The sequence below is a fragment of the Myxococcus sp. AS-1-15 genome (genome assembly GCF_020037055.1).
GTDB lineage: Bacteria > Myxococcota > Myxococcia > Myxococcales > Myxococcaceae > Myxococcus > Myxococcus fulvus.
Window position 1 is genome coordinate 1 of sequence record NZ_JAIQDF010000022.1, and the last position, 14,922, is coordinate 14,922.

The 14,922-nt window shown below is 69.1% G+C and carries 10 protein-coding genes; 4 read left to right on the top strand and 6 right to left on the bottom strand.

The genetic code is table 11. The annotated features are described in order from the left end of the window. The 3 genes from K8625_RS39220 to K8625_RS39230 all read left to right on the top strand — a co-directional run. Positions 1–3,024: amino acid adenylation domain-containing protein (locus K8625_RS39220; RefSeq protein ID WP_223785585.1), on the top strand; the 3,024-nt coding region annotated here is incomplete at its 5' end. A gap of 133 nt (positions 3,025–3,157) precedes the next feature. Further along, complete coding sequence (gene lysW, locus K8625_RS39225; protein ID WP_046714639.1) at positions 3,158–3,355, top strand: lysine biosynthesis protein LysW; 198 nt, start codon at positions 3,158–3,160, stop codon at positions 3,353–3,355. 13 nt (positions 3,356–3,368) lie between these two features. Then, positions 3,369–4,232, top strand: coding sequence for a family 3 encapsulin nanocompartment shell protein (locus K8625_RS39230; RefSeq protein WP_223752174.1), 864 nt, complete (start codon positions 3,369–3,371; stop codon positions 4,230–4,232). A gap of 50 nt (positions 4,233–4,282) precedes the next feature. Here K8625_RS39230 and K8625_RS39235 read toward each other — a convergent pair whose 3' ends face one another. Beyond that, positions 4,283–5,251, bottom strand: a complete 969-nt coding sequence (locus tag K8625_RS39235) for a cyclopropane-fatty-acyl-phospholipid synthase family protein (RefSeq protein WP_141328624.1) — start codon at positions 5,249–5,251, stop codon at positions 4,283–4,285. 311 nt (positions 5,252–5,562) lie between these two features. On the opposite strand from K8625_RS39235, the gene K8625_RS39240 reads away from it, so the two are divergent. After that, positions 5,563–7,584: a hypothetical protein gene (locus tag K8625_RS39240; protein WP_223752172.1), complete on the top strand. Its 2,022-nt coding sequence runs from the start codon at positions 5,563–5,565 to the stop codon at positions 7,582–7,584. Positions 7,585–7,686: 102 nt separating this feature from the next. Here the strand turns inward: K8625_RS39240 and K8625_RS39245 are convergent, their stop codons facing one another. The 5 genes from K8625_RS39245 to K8625_RS39265 are packed head-to-tail and all read right to left on the bottom strand — an operon-like array spanning position 7,687 to position 14,915. Further along, on the bottom strand, positions 7,687–9,093 hold the full coding sequence (locus K8625_RS39245) for an aldehyde dehydrogenase family protein (protein ID WP_223785586.1): 1,407 nt from the start codon (positions 9,091–9,093) through the stop codon (positions 7,687–7,689). A 30-nt stretch (positions 9,094–9,123) separates the two neighbouring features. Beyond that, positions 9,124–11,301 (bottom strand): 3-hydroxyacyl-CoA dehydrogenase NAD-binding domain-containing protein, encoded by a 2,178-nt coding sequence (locus K8625_RS39250; protein ID WP_223785587.1) that lies wholly within the window; start codon positions 11,299–11,301, stop codon positions 9,124–9,126. A 43-nt stretch (positions 11,302–11,344) separates the two neighbouring features. Continuing rightward, complete coding sequence (locus K8625_RS39255) at positions 11,345–12,556, bottom strand: acetyl-CoA C-acetyltransferase (protein WP_223752169.1); 1,212 nt, start codon at positions 12,554–12,556, stop codon at positions 11,345–11,347. A 34-nt stretch (positions 12,557–12,590) separates the two neighbouring features. Further along, complete coding sequence (locus K8625_RS39260) at positions 12,591–13,739, bottom strand: acyl-CoA dehydrogenase family protein (protein ID WP_141328616.1); 1,149 nt, start codon at positions 13,737–13,739, stop codon at positions 12,591–12,593. A gap of 30 nt (positions 13,740–13,769) precedes the next feature. After that, positions 13,770–14,915, bottom strand: coding sequence for an acyl-CoA dehydrogenase family protein (locus K8625_RS39265; RefSeq protein WP_223785588.1), 1,146 nt, complete (start codon positions 14,913–14,915; stop codon positions 13,770–13,772). Between the last annotated feature and the right edge of the window lie 7 nt (positions 14,916–14,922).

Here is a 14,922-nt window from a genome sequence, read left to right on the forward strand (position 1 = left end):
GCGTTCGCGCACCAGGACCTGCCCTTCGAGCAGGTGGTGGACGCGCTGCAGCCGAGCCGGGATTTGAGCCGCTCACCGCTCTTCCAGGTCATGTTCGTCATGCCGGGCCCCACGGTGCCGGTGTCGCTCCAGGGGCTCGGCGTCGAGAGCCTCGCCTTCGAGCCGGGCATGTCGAAGTTCGACCTCACGCTGTTCGTCCAGGAACAGCCCCAGTCGCTGGTGACGTCCTGGGAATACAACACGGACCTGTTCGACGAGGAGACGGTGTCGCGGATGGCGGGGCACTACCTCCGGTTGCTCCAGTCCGCGCTCGCCCAGCCCGCGCAGGACGTGGAGACGCTGCCGCTGCTCGCCGAGTCCGAGCGGCACCGGCTGCTGGTGGAGTGGAACGCCACCGAGGCGCCACTTGCCTCCGTGAGCCGGGTGAACGCGCTCTTCGAGGAGCAGGCCGAGTGCACTCCCGACGCGGTGGCGGTCCGCTTCGGGGAGCACGTGCTCACCTACGGCGAGCTGAACCAGCGCGCGAATCGACTGGCGAGACTCCTTCGCAGGGAAGGCGTGGGCCCCGATGTGCCGGTGGGGCTGTGCGTCCGTCGCTCCCTGGACCTCGCGGTCGGTGTGCTCGCCATCCTCAAGGCGGGTGGCGCCTACGTCCCGTTGGACCCGTCCTATCCGCGCGAGCGACTGGCGTGGATGCTCCGCTTCTCCAGGGCGCCGTGGTTGCTCACGCAGTCCTCCCTCGCCGACCTCGTGCCGGACGGGGCGGCACAGAGGCTGCTGCTCGACACGGAGGCGGCGCGCTTCGAGGACGAGGACCCGGAGGACCTCCCGCCACTGGCGGGGCTGGAGTCGCTCGCCTATGTCATCTACACCTCGGGTTCGACGGGAGACCCGAAGGGCGTGGCCATGCCCCATGGGCCCCTGCTCAACCTGGTGCAGTGGCAGCTCGGCGCCTCGCGCCTGCCACAGGGGCGCACGCTCCAGTTCTCCGCGCTGAGCTTCGACGTCTGCTTCCAGGAGCTGTTCTCCACCTGGGCGGCCGGCGGGGAGCTGGTGCTCATCCCCGAGGAGCTGCGGCTGGACGCACGTGCCCTGCTGGAGCACCTGGAGCAGCATGGCGTCGAGCGGCTGTTCCTCCCCTTCGTCGCGCTCCAGAACCTCGCCGAGGTGGCGGACCGGGACGGGCTGGCGCCGGGTCGACTGCGCGAAATCATCACGGCCGGAGAGCAGCTCCGAGTGACACCCGCGCTGCGGCGCTTCATCGGCCGCCTGCCGGGCTGCGTGTTGCACAACCACTACGGGCCCACGGAGTCCCACGTGGTGACGGCCCACACGTTGGAGGGCGACCCCGCGTCCTGGCCGGACCTGCCGCCCATCGGTCGTCCCATCTCGAATGCGCGTGTGCACGTGCTCGATGCGCGAGGCACTCCGGTTCCTCCGGGTGTCGCCGGCGAGCTGTATCTCGGCGGCGCGGCGCTGGCGCGCGGCTACCTCCACCGTCCGGACCTGACGATGGAGCGCTTCGTCGCGGACCCGGTGGGCCTTGCTCCAGGCTCACGGGTGTACCGGACGGGAGACTTCGCGCGCTACCTCTCCGACGGCACCCTCGAGTTCCTCGGCCGACGCGACGCACAGGTGAAGGTGCGCGGCTACCGCATCGAGCTCGCGGAGGTGGAAGCCGCGCTCGCACACCATCCCTCGGTGAAGGACTGCGTGGTGGAGGCGCGCGCGGATGGCTCGGGGCTGTCGCGGCTGGTGGCCTATGTCGTGGGCACGGACGGCGCGGAGCCCGAGTCGAGAGCCCTGCGCGCCTTCCTCCAGGAGCGGCTGCCGGACCACATGGTTCCAGGCCACTTCGTGATGTTGGACTCGCTTCCCCTGTCTCCCAGCGGCAAGGTGAATCGCCGGGCCTTGCCCACGCCGGACGCGGACGTCACCCGACGGGACACGGCGCCCCGGGTTCCTCCGAGGACCTCACTGGAGCTCCAGCTCGTCCGGGCCTGGGAGGAGACGCTCGGCGTGCACCCGGTGGGCATCCGCGATGACTTCTTCGAGCTCGGCGGCCATTCGTTGCTGGCCATGCGCCTGCTCGCGCGGATTCGTGAACTCACGGGCCGAGCCCTCCCCGTGGCCGCGCTCTTCCAGGGCGCGACGGTGGAGCGCATCGCGGCCCTGGTATCGAGTCGCGCGCCCGCGGCCAGCTCGCCCCTGGTCCAACTGCGCGGCGGGACGAAGCGCCCCTTCTTCTGCGTCCATCCCGTGGGTGGCACCGTGCTCGCGTACGCGGAGCTCGCGCACCTGCTGGGCGCGGACCAGCCCTTCTTCGGCCTCCAGGCGCCCGGCCTCGATGGGGAGACCGCGCCGCTCGACAGCGTGGAGGCCCTGGCGGAGCGCTACCTGCACGCGATTCGCGCGGTGCAGCCACAGGGCCCCTACCTGCTCGGGGGCTGGTCCCTGGGCGGGACGCTCGCGTTCGAGATGGCCCAGCAGCTCCAGGCGCGCGGAGAGTCGGTGGACCTGCTGGTGCTCATCGACACCTATGCGCGGGCCCACGCGGGAGGAGCGGTGGACCCGTCCTGGCTCGAACCCGCGCGGTTGGGCGCGCTCTTCTTCCGGGACGTGCTGCGCTCGGCGGGAGCCTGGCTGCCGTGCTCCGAAGACGTCCTCGCGAGCCTTGCCCCCGAGGAGTCGCTGGGCGTGCTGGAGGACGCGGCGCGCCGCGCCTCGGCGCTCCCTGAAACAGGGCTCGCCGCGCTGCGCGCCGTGTTCGAAGCCAACCTCCGCGCCGCTTGGCGCTACGTGCCCAGGCCCTACCCGGGAGCGCTGGTCTCCATCGAATCCTCCGAGTCACCTCGCGCGCACGAATGGGAGCTGCTCGCAAGGGGAGGCGCGGTCGTCCACACGCTGCCCGGTGACCACTACGCGTTGCTGCGCGCCCCGGGAGTTCACACCCTCGTCACGCTCCTGCGTGACGCGCTGGAACGTTCCCACGCCCGGACACTCCCTCGGAGTGTGTCCGCGTGAGCACGTCGATACGCCGTGCCGAAATACCTGAGAAATGTGGCCTTGCTGCACTCACTTGTGTTTCAGGGCTTGTCTTGACGACTGGAATGAAGACTCACACACTGCGCCGATTCAGCAAAAGAGGAGCAAGGGCATGCATGCACTGACGAAGCAGTCGGAATCGACCGGGCAGGCCCGCTGTCCCACGTGTTCGGAGCCCATCGAGGCCGAGGGCCGCGTGCAGGGCGAGGTGTTGACGTGCTCGGGCTGTGACGGAGAGCTCGAGGTGGTCGGCCTCAATCCGCTCCGGCTTGAGGAAGCGCCCGAGGTCGAGGAGGACTGGGGCGAGTAGGCCCGGGAGCGCCATGAGCACGAACGAATCCCCGGAGCAGCCGCTCCTCTCACCCGGAAGGGTCTTCGCCCAGGCCGTCGCCACGCAGGGCGCGAAGGCCTCGGTGGAGTTCTCGCACACCATCACGGAGGCCTTCCCGGGCTTCAAGCGGCGCCCGCGCATCGCGGTGCGCGGCCTGTTCAAGGTGGTGAAGGCGGAGGGCGGCAAGGTGAAGTACTGGCACGAGACGCCGCCCCAGTCGCCGCCCACCGTCCAGGTGGAGGACGTGGGCCTGCGCCCCGAGGCCGCGTTCGAGTTCCACACGGACCTCGCGACGCTCAAGCCCACCACGGCGTGGATCCAGGTCCCGCCCGCGCTCCTGGACGACCCGGAGACGCTGGCGACGTTCATCGACTTCCGGCTGCTCGTGCGGCTGTGCACCGCGGAGAACCAGGCGCTCGCCAGAGGGCGGGGAGGGGACCGCGTGCGGGGCCTGCTGGAGACGCCGGGAATCACGCGGCTGCCGGCGCGCTCGGACCCCGTGTCCTCGCTGCTGGCGGCGTGTGACAGGGTGGAGCAGATGGGCGGCAGCGCGGACGGCATCCTCGTCAACCCGGCGGACTACTACCGCTACTTCGTGGGCAAGGGCGGGCTGTTGTCGGACCTGACGAGCATGGGCGTGCGCATCGCCCGCGCGCGCATGGTGGACCCCGGGCAGGTCATCGTCGGGGACTTCACCGCGGCGGCCACCATCTTCGACAGCGGCCGCTCCTCCATCCGCTTCGCCACGCCGCCTCCCGGCATCTTCCCGCGCGACGGCCTGGCCGTCTGCGGAGAGATTCACGAGGCGCTCGTCGTCCACCTGCCGACGCACTTCTACGTCGCCTCGCTCGCCTGAGGCGGGGTGCCCGCCCGGAAGTCCTCCAGCGACTTCCGGGCGAGTGGGCGTCAGGGCTTCTCGGCGCTGACCACCGCGTACTCGTCGCAGTTGAACAGCGTCAGCCACTGGAGCTGCTCGAACTCCATCTGGCGGGCGCGCCGCACGTCCTCGCGCACCTTCGCCACGGTGACGCTGCCGGGCTGACGCTCCGCGGCCGTCATGCCCCGGAGCGCGGCCAGCGCGGTGTTGACGGCCGGGTAGACGTCCGACGCGATGGACTCCAGCTTCCCCTGGTGGAAGCCGGCCGCGTTCAGCTCCGTGAGATAGCGCTGCGTCGTCCAGACGTTGGCCTCCGGAAACGCAATCCGTCCGCGCCAGTACCGGTGCCGCAGTCGTCGGCGCAGGCCCGCGCCGGACTCGCGGTCCGTCTTCTGACACATGTCCGCCATCACCAGGCGCCCGCCAGGCCTGAGCACCCGGAAGGCCTCACGCAGGAAGTCGCCGCGCGTGCGGAAGTGCATCGCGGACTCCAGCGCGAAGACGACGTCGAACTCGCCGTCACCGAAGGGAATCTGGGTGGCCGAGCCCACCTCCAGCCTCACCCGGTCCTCCAGCCCCGTCAGCTTCACGCGCTCCTTGCCCACGCGGACCTGATTGGGGGTGACATTGATGCCCACGATTCGGGCGGGGCGGTACTCCTCCGCCCAGAGGATGTCCTGGTCGGCGTAGCCGAACCCGCAGTCGAGCACCACGTCCCGCTCGCCCAGCCGCGCCGTGCGCGCGAGCAGATGGGCCATCTGCGCTTGTGCGGCTTTGAACAAATCCCCGACGCGCTCGCAGTTCGTCTCGTCCACGCGCTCCACGTCACGCCAGTAGCCCAGGTTGATCCAGAAGGGCTCCCGCCCCGTGACGACGCGAATCTCTTGTGGTCTGGGCAGCCCTGCCACCCATGCACCCGTCTCGTTCGAGTAGAAACGCTCGGGGTCCGCCAGCACCGCGCTCTTGAGCTGCCTTGCGACCTGCATGACGTCGAACATCGCGAGCCTCCTTCGTGGCGGTCCTCTCATTATGACCTGGAATGCACGAATTGAGGAGCTGTCCTGAGGCGCCAGCCGTCCGCCCAGGCCCTGTCGGCTGATGGACAGAAGTGGCTGTCTTTCAGGTGGAGTCTCTCTTTGCCGTGTCGTTGTTTTGGTTGTGATTGCCTCCGGGACCCGCTCGGCCGGCGAGGAGGCCTTATTGGCAATTGGCAGTCACGGGGTGACGCGACGCGTATTGAGACGCTTCACTGACAGGCATAGAAAGTGTCTTGTTGTCACCCTGCTAATAAGCGGAGGAGGGCCCGCTCATGCGACTGCACCGCAGTGGTTCGTTGGCTTTGTCGAGTGTCTTCGTCGCGGCCCTGGGAGTGACCCAGGCCGCGGCCGCGGAGTTGCCGTTGTTGGACAGCACCCCCTTGCGAGCGCCGTTCGCGGCGGCCTGTGAGGGGAAGCCGGACTCCACGCTGCTACCCGTGGACCCGCGCACGCTCGTCGTCCCGGGCGTCAACAAGCCGGGCGCGGCGGTGCAGTTCAACGCCTTCTGGGTGGACCTGCACACCCCGCCGCCGCCGTTCATCTCCAACCTGCCGCCCAACCCCAAGACATGTGGCGAGTTCCGGGCCAGCGTCGCCCGCGGCAAGAAGAACATCGAGACGCGGGCCTACTTCCAGCCGTTCACCACGGCGTCCGCGTACTACTTCATGTACACGCTGTGGGGTTACCCGCTGCGCCCGTCGGACTTCGACGAGCAGATCATCAAGCGCTTCGGCCTGGCGAAGGCCCCCTTCCGCAATCCCTATCCGTACCCCTGGGAGAACCCCAACCTCACCAACGGCGGGAGCGGGCAGCTGCCCCTCGGCATGGTCCAGGAGCGCGACGCCAACGGCCGCTGGACGGGCGCCATCGCCTCCTCCTGCTCGGGTTGCCATGACTCGAAGCTGGGGGGCGACTCGGAGTCGTCCTTCCTGTGGGGCCGCTCCAGTGACGCCATCGACGCGGGCCTCATCCAGTCCGACATGTTCCGCTCCACCGTGGTGGGCAACATCTTCCAGATCGTCCCGGTGCCGTGGAGCGTCGGGCGCGGCATGAGCGACGCCATTGGCATCGTGGACCTCTTGCCCGCGCTCTTCGACATGGATGCCATGTCGCTGGCGCCCAGCCTGCTCGAGTACTTCCCCACCCACGCGGGTGGCATGTCGCGCGCCCCCAACTGGTGGTACCGCGCCTTCAAGACGCGCCAGTTCTGGGACGGCGCGCTCACGTCCGACAACGTCCGCTCGGAGATGGCGTTCGGCATCGCCAACATCACCCGCTCCGCCCCCGAACGTCGCGCCCTCACCGCCGAGTTCGAGGACAACGACAACTTCTTCGTCTCCCTGTCGCCGCCCACCTATCCCAAGCCCATCAACACGGCCCTGGCGGAGCAGGGCGCCATCCTCTTCCACGAGCGCGACCTGTGGGCCAACGGCGCCAACGCCAACATTCCCAAGCAGGCTGGCAACGGCTCCTGCGCGAGCTGCCACGGCGTCTACTCGCCGCGCCACGCCGCCAACCCCGCCTTCCTCCCGGACCCGCGCCTCAAGGGCATCTCCGGCGTCATCACCCCGATTGAGACCATCCGCACGGACCCGGCCCGCAAGGACCTGATGGCGGACGAGCGCAAGCGCCGCGCCTGGAACACGTCCTTCCTGGCCTACAACGACCAGCACCCGGACCACGGACCCTTCTATGACGACCCCATCACCAGCGCCCTGCGCCGCGTGCCGCGCGCCGCGTATGACCGGGGCACCGGGCCCATCTACTCGCCGGAGGGGCCGAACATCTGGATCAAGCCCTTCGGCTACATCGCCACGCCGCTCTACGGCGCCTGGGCCTCCGCGCCGTACTTCCACAACTCCAGCGTCCCCACGCTGTGGGATGTGCTCAAGCCCTCGGATCGCCCCAAGGTCTGGAAGCGCCAGCAGGTCTCCGGCAACGCGCTGGGCTCCAACGCCGGCTACGACATGAGCTTCGCCGCGTACGACTTCAACAAGCTCGGCTGGAAGGTGCAGGCCCTGGCCTGCGGAGACCGCCCGGCCAATGACCCCTTCATCCCCTGCAGCCAGGAGATGGCCACGCTCGACGTCCTGTTCGCGAACATCGCCAACACCGTCGCCAACTACAACTCGCTGGCCTACCAGTCGCCGCCGCCCATCACCCAGAAGCAGATCCGCTCGCGCATGATCTTCAACTCGCACCTGTACGGGCTCGGCAACGAGGGCCACGACTTCACCCAGTCGCTCACCGACAGCGAGCGCTGGGCCATCATCGAGTACATGAAGACGCTGTGACGACGAAGGCCTCGCGCGGGCGGGGCAGGGTGCCCGTCCGCGAGAGGCCTGGAGGAAACCGGGCCGTCGGGAGCAGCGTCCCGGCGGCCTCGTCGTGTCGGGCTACATCAGGCGCTTGAAGAGGCCCAGCTTGCCCACGTACGGCGGGTAGCGCATCGCCAGGTCCAGCAGGAAGGGTCGCTTCACCACGCTCTTCTTGTGGCTGAAGGCATCGAAGCTGGCCTGGCCGTGGTAGCCGCCCACGCCGGACTCGCCCACGCCGCCGAAGGGCAGCCCCTCCGCCGCGAAGTGCACGCACACGTCGTTGACCACCGCGCCGCCGCTGGACGTCTCCGTCAGGACCCGCTCGTTGACGGCCGCGTCCTTGGAGAAGCTGTAGAGCGCGAGCGGCTTGGGGCGCGAGCGCACGAAGCGGATGGCCTCGTCGATGCTCGGGCAGTCCACCAGCGGGAGGAGGGGGCCGAAGATTTCATCCTGCATCAGCGGGCTGGACAGGGGCGCGTCGGTGATGACGGTGGGGGCGAAGAAGCGGCTGGCCGCGTCGTGCTCACCGCCGAAGGCCACCTTGCCGTGCCCGGCCAGCGCGCGGACGCGCTCGAAGTGCCGGGGGCTGATGATGCGGCCGTAGTCGCTGCTCTGGCGCGCGTCCTGGCCGTAGAACTGGGTGACGGCCTTCTTCACCAGCTCCGTGAAGGGCGCCTTGAGCTCGGGAGGAATCAGCACGTAGTCCGGGGCGATGCACGTCTGGCCCGCGTTGAGGTACTTGCCCCAGGCGATGCGCCGGGCGGTGACCTCCAGGTCCGCGCTCCGGTCGACGATGCAGGGGCTCTTGCCGCCCAATTCCAGCACCGTGGGCGTCAGGTGCTTGGCGGCGGCCTCGGCCACCACGCGGCCCACCTGGGTGCCGCCGGTGAAGAAGATGAGGTCCCAGCGCTGCGCCAGGAGCTCGCGGCTGGCGTCCGCGTCGCCCTCCACCACGGCGACGACCTCCGGGGAGAAGGCCTCACCCAGGAGCTTCGCCAGCACCGCCGACGTCGCCGGCGCCAGCTCGCTGGGCTTGAGCACCGCGGTGCACCCGGCCGCGAGCGCCCCGATGAGCGGCGCGATGGACAGCTGATACGGGTAGTTCCACGGCGCGATGATGAGCGTCACGCCCAGCGGGTCCGAGTATTGGTACGCCCGCGCCGGCTGGATGACGATGGGCGCCGAGCCCCGGCGCGGCTTCATCCACGACTTCAGGTGCTTGAGCGCACCTTTGATCTCTCCATGGATGCTGCCGACCTCCGTCAGATACGCCTCCTCGGCGCTCTTCGAGAGGTCGGCCTTGAGGGCGGCGAGGATCTCCGCCTCGTACTTGCGCACCACCCGGTCCAGGGCTTCCAGCCGCGCCCGCCGCCACTCGAGCGGGAGCGTCACGCGAGACTCGAAATAGGCGCGCTGCTTTTCGACGAGCGCCCCCGCGTCGAGCGGAGGCGGTACGGCGGCGAGGCGACTGGAGCTCTGGACCATGGACTTCTCCTTGCGAAAGGCGATGCGCGGCTACTTCAGGAGCTCACCTCGCTCCGCTTTCTGGATGAGCGACGCGGGCGGCTCGAAGTGCTTGCCGTAGCGCTTCGCCAGCTCGTTCGCGCGGGCGATGAAGCCCCTGAGGCCCGTGCCCGTGGGCCCCTCGTAGCCGTTGATGAACTGGGCCACGCCGCCCGTCCATGCCGGGAAGCCGATGCCCAGGATGGAGCCGATGTTGGCGTCCGCCGCCGAGCGCAGCACGCCCTCGTCGAAGCAGCGCACCGTGTCGATGGCCTCCGCGAACAGCATCCGGTCCTTCATGTCCTCGAAGGGGATGGTCGTGCCCGGCCTGGTGTAGTGCTTCGCCAGCCCCGACCACAGGCCCGCGCGCTTGCCGTCCACGTAGTCGTAGAAGCCCGCCCCCGTGGAGCGGCCCTTGCGCCCGTGCTGGTCGATGAGCGAGTCGACGACGGCGTAGCTGCCGTGGTCCGCCCACGGCTTGCCCTCGGCCACCGCGGCGGCCTTCGTCTCCTCGCGAATCTTGCGCGGCAGGGTCAGCGTCAGCTCGTCCATGAGCGCCAGGGGCGCCGCGGGGTAGCCCGCCTGCAGGCCCGCCTGCTCGATGGACGCCGGGGAGATGCCCTCGCCCACCATGGCGATGGCCTCGTTGAGGAACGTGCCGATGACGCGGCTGGTGAAGAAGCCGCGGCTGTCGTTGACGACGATGGGCGTCTTGCCGATCTGCACCGCGATGTCGATGGCCTTCGCCAGCGTCGCGTCGCTCGTCTTCTTGCCGGCGATGAGCTCCAACAGCGGCATCTTGTCCACGGGGGAGAAGAAGTGCATGCCTACGAAGTCCTCGGAGCGCTTCACGCCCTCCGCGAGCAGGGTGATGGGCAGCGTGGACGTGTTGGACGCCAGCACCGCGTCGGGCGCCACCACGTCCTGGACCTCCTGGAAGACCTTGTGCTTGAGCTCCACGCCCTCGAACACGGCCTCGATGACCAGGTCGCAGCCCTTGAGCGCCGCGGCGTCCTGGGTGGGGGTGATGCGCGCGAGCAGCGCGTCGCCCTTCTCCTTCGTCGTCTTGCCCTTCTCCAGCGCCTTCTCCACGAGCTTCACGGAGTACTGCTTGCCCTTCTCCGCGGCGGCGACGCTCACGTCCTTGAGCACCACCTCGATGCCCGCCTTGGCGCACACGTAGGCGATGCCCGCGCCCATCATGCCGGCGCCCAGGATGCCCACCTTCTTCGCCGTGTGCTGCGGATGGCCCTTGGGCCGGCCGCCACCGGAGTTGATGTGCTGCATGTCGAAGAAGAACGCTTGAATCATGTTCTTCGCGACCTGACCCGTCGCCAGCTCCGTGAAGTAGCGCGACTCGACGGTGAACGCGGTGTCCACGTCCACCTGCGTGCTCTCCACCGCCACCGCCATGATGGCGCGGGGGGCGGGCATGTTCGCGCCCTTGAGCTGCTTGCGCAGGTTGGCGGGGAAGGCCGGCAGGTTCGCCGCGAGCCCGGGGGACGTCGGCGTGCCGCCCGGAATCTTGTAGCCCTTCTGGTCCCACGGCTGCTGCGAGCTCGGGTTCGCCTTCACCCACGCCTTGGCCGCGGGGATGAGCGCCTCCACCGAGTCCACCACCTCGTGCACCAGGCCCACCTCCTTGGCCTCCTGGGGACGGTAGCGCTGGCCCTGCAGGAGCACCTTCATCAGCGCGTCCACGATGCCCAGCATCCGCACCGTGCGCACCACGCCGCCCGCGCCGGGCAGCAGGCCCAGCGTGACTTCCGGCAATCCAATCTGCGCGCCCTTCACGTCCGCGACGATGCGGCGGTGACAGGCGAGCGCGATCTCCAGGCCGCCGCCCAGCGCCGCGCCGTTGATGGCGGCGACCACGGGCTTGCCCAGGGTCTCCAGCGCGCGCAGCTGCGCCTTGAGCTCCTGGCCCAGCTCGAACGCCTGCTTCGCGTTCTCTTTGCGGATCTTCAACAGGTCGTTCAGGTCGCCGCCGGCGAAGAAGGTCTTCTTCGCGGAGGTGATGACGACGCCTTTGATGTCGGCCTTCTCCTTGACCAGCCGCTCCACCGTCGCGCGCATCGACTGGATGTACGCGGCGTTCATGGTGTTGGCGGACTGGTGGGGGTCATCCAGCGTCAAGGTGACGATGCCGTCGGCATCCTTGTCCCAGCGGATGGTGCTCTGCTCGCTCATGGGGTTTGCTCGAATCTTGGTCGAAAGGGGATGCGCAGAAAGGTCAGACGCGCTCGATGAGGGTGGCCACGCCCATGCCACCGCCGACGCACAGGGTGATGACGGCCCGGCGCGCCTTGCGCCGCTCCAGCTCGTCCACCATGGTGCCCAGGATCATCGCGCCCGTGGCGCCCAGCGGGTGCCCCATGGCGATGGCGCCGCCGTTGACGTTGATCTTCTCGTTCGGGATGCCCAGGTCCTTCTGGTACTTGAGCACCACGGAGGCGAAGGCCTCGTTGAGCTCGAACAGGTCGATGTCCTTCACCGACAGGCCCGTCATGTCGAGCAGCTTGCGAGTGGCGGGGATGGGCCCCGTCAGCATGATGGTCGGGTCCGAGCCGGACGTGGCCACCGCGGCGATGCGCGCGCGCGGCGTCAGCCCCAGCGACTTGCCCACCTTCTCCGAACCGATGAGCACCAGCGCCGCGCCGTCCACGATTCCGGAGGAGTTGCCCGGGGTGTGCACGTGCTCGATGCGCTCCACCATGTGGTACTTCTGCAGCGCCACCGCGTCGAAGCCGCCCATCTCGCCCATGGCGGCGAACGACGGGCTCAGCTGCCCCAGCGAGGCGACGGTGGTGTCCTTGCGCGGGTGCTCGTCGCGCTCCAGGACGACCAGGCCGTTCTGGTCCACCACGGGGATGACGGAGTTCTTGAAGTAGCCCTCCGCCCAGGACTTCGCGGCGCGCGCCTGCGACTGCGCGGCGTAGGTGTCCACGTCCTCGCGGGTGAAGCCCTCCATCGTCGCGATGAGGTCCGCGGAGATGCCCTGCGGCACGAAGTACGTGTCGTAGTTGGTGGCCGGGTCCATGGCCCACGCGCCGCCGTCGGAGCCCATGGGCACGCGCGACATGCTCTCCACGCCGCCCGCGATGACCAGGTGCTCCCAGCCCGAGCGCACCTGCTGCGCGGCCATGTTCACCGCCGTCAGGCCGGAGGCACAGAAGCGGTTGAGCTGCACGCCGCCCACCGTCTCCGGCAGGCCCGCCGCCAGCACCAGCGTGCGCGCGATGTCCGCGCCCTGGTCGCCCACCGGCGACACGATGCCCAGCACGATGTCGTCGATCTGCTGGGGGTCCAGGCCGGGGTGGCGCTTCTTGAGGGCGTCCACCAGGCCGACCAGCAGGGAGATGGGCTTGATGCCGTGCAGCGCGCCCTTCTTGCCCTTGCCGCGAGGTGTACGGACGGCGTCGAAGATGAATGCTTCCTGGCTCACCGGGAGCCTCCTTGGGATTCGGTGTGGGAGTGGTCTACAGCGAACGGGCGACGAGTTCCTTCATGACCTCGTTGGCGCCGGCGAAGATGCGCATGACGCGAGTATCCGCGAACAGGTGAGCGATGGGGTATTCCTTCATGTACCCATACCCTCCGAAAAGCTGGAGGCAACGGTCCGCGACGCTGCTCGCCTGGTCCGTCAGCCAGTACTTGGCCATGGCCGCGGACGCCACGTCCAGCTCCCCCGCCAGGTGCTTCTCCACGCACTCGTCGAGGAACGCCCGGCCCACCCGCCCCAGCGTCGCGCATTCCGCCAGCTCGAAGCGCGTGTTCTGCAGAGCGAAAAGCGGCTTGCCGAACACCTGGCGCTGCTTGGTGTAGTCGACCGTGAGCGCCACGGCCCGCTCGATGCTCGCCTGCGCGAGCACCGCCGTGGCCAGCCGCTCCTGGGGCAGCTGCTGCATCAGCTGGATGAAGCCCGAGCCCTCCGCGCCGCCCAGCACGTTGACGGCCGGAATCCGGAGCTCGTCGAAGAACAGCTCCGTGGTGTCCTGCCCGTGGCCGCCCAGCTTCTCCAGGATGCGGCCCCGCTCGAAGCCGGGCGTGGTGTCGGAGACCTCGGCACACAACAGGGAGATGCCCGCATGGCCCTTCACGTCGCTGGTGCGCACCGCGATGATGAGGAAGTCACAGACGCGGCCGTTGGAGATGAAGGTCTTGGACCCGCTCACTTTGTAGAAGTCGCCGTCGCGCACCGCGCGGGTGGAGATGGCCTGCAGATCCGAGCCCGTGCCCGGCTCCGTCATGGCGATGGCGCCCACCCACTCGCCGCTGGCGAGCTTGGGCAGCCACTTGAGCTTCTGGGCCTCGGAGGCGTACGCGAGCACGTAGTGCGCGACGATGGTGGAGTGCACCGCGAAGCCCATCGTCGGGTCCCCGGCGCGCACCTGCTCCTCCAGGAGGATGGCCTCGTGGGCGAACGTGCCGCCGCCGCCGCCGTATGCCTCCGGGATGGACATGCACAGAAGGCCCAGCTCGCCCGCCCGGCGGTAGAGCGCCTTGTCCGGGAAGCCCTGGGCCACGTGCTTGGGCACGTTGGGGAGGACCTCCTTCGTGAAATAGGTGGCCGCGAGTCCGCGCACCTGCTCGAGCTCGTCGGAGCTCCACCGAGGACGTGCCGTCATTGTCTGTCTCCGCGCTGTCGTGACTGCTGTCTAGAGTCCGAACGTCTTGCCGATGATGTCCCGCTGGATTTCGCTGGTGCCACCATAGACGGTGGAAATCACCGTGGCACGCAGATGCGATTCCATATCGAACTCGGTGGCGTAGCCGTAACCCCCCATCATCTGCACGCCCTCCAGCGCCACGCGCTTGGCCGTCTCGGTGGCCTTCAGCTTGGCCATGGAGGCCTCGCGCGGGAGCATCTTCTCCGGGGCCTCGTCCGCCATCTGCGCTACGCGGTACAGGAGCAGCTCGCTGCACTCCAGCTCCAGCGCCAGGTCCGCGATGCGGTGCTTGAGGGCCTGGAACGAGCCCACCGACTTGCCGAACTGCTTGCGGTCCTTCACGTACGCCACCGCGTCGTCGAACGCGCGCCGCCCCCGGCCCAGCATCGTCGCCGCCAGGATGAGCCGCTCGCTGTTGAGCCCCGACATCAGCTGCGGCCACGCCTGGTCCACCGCGCCCACCACGCTGTCCTCGGGCAGGAAGCAGTCGGTGAAGTAGACGTCGTTGACCTCCTTGCCGTTGAGCGTGGGGATGCCGCGAATCTCCACGCCCAGCGTGCTCGTGGGCACGCAGAACATGGTGAGCCCCTCGTGGCGCGAGCCTGGGCCCGCGCCGCGCGTCCTCGCCACCAGCAGCAGGTGGTCGGCGATGTGCGCGTTGGAGCACCACGTCTTCTGGCCGTTGACGACGAAGCCGCCCGAGGCGCGCTCGGCGCGGCAGGTGATGGCCGCCGCGTCCGAGCCCGCGCCGGGCTCCGAGATGGAGATGGCCTCCACCCGCCCTTGCGTGATTCCCGTGAGGACCTTCTGCTTCTGCGCGGGCGTGCCGAACCTCGCGTAGGGCCCGGCCGCGACGGCGGTGGTGACGTAGCCGCCCACCGGCGCAAGCCCGTAGGCGGTGCGCTCCGCGAACAGGCAGATCTCCGACATGCCGCCGCCGGAGCCGCCGTACTCCGCGTCGATGCCCACGCCGAGCCAGCCCAGCTCGGCCATCTGCGCGTACAGCTCGACGTTGTGCGCCTCCACGCCGTGCCGGGTCAAGGCGTCGCGCTGGGCGCGGGTGCCCGTCCTGGCGCGGCAGAAGGCATCGATGGACGCGGCGAACGAAGCTTGCTCGGGGGTTCTGGCGTGCATGGCGGTG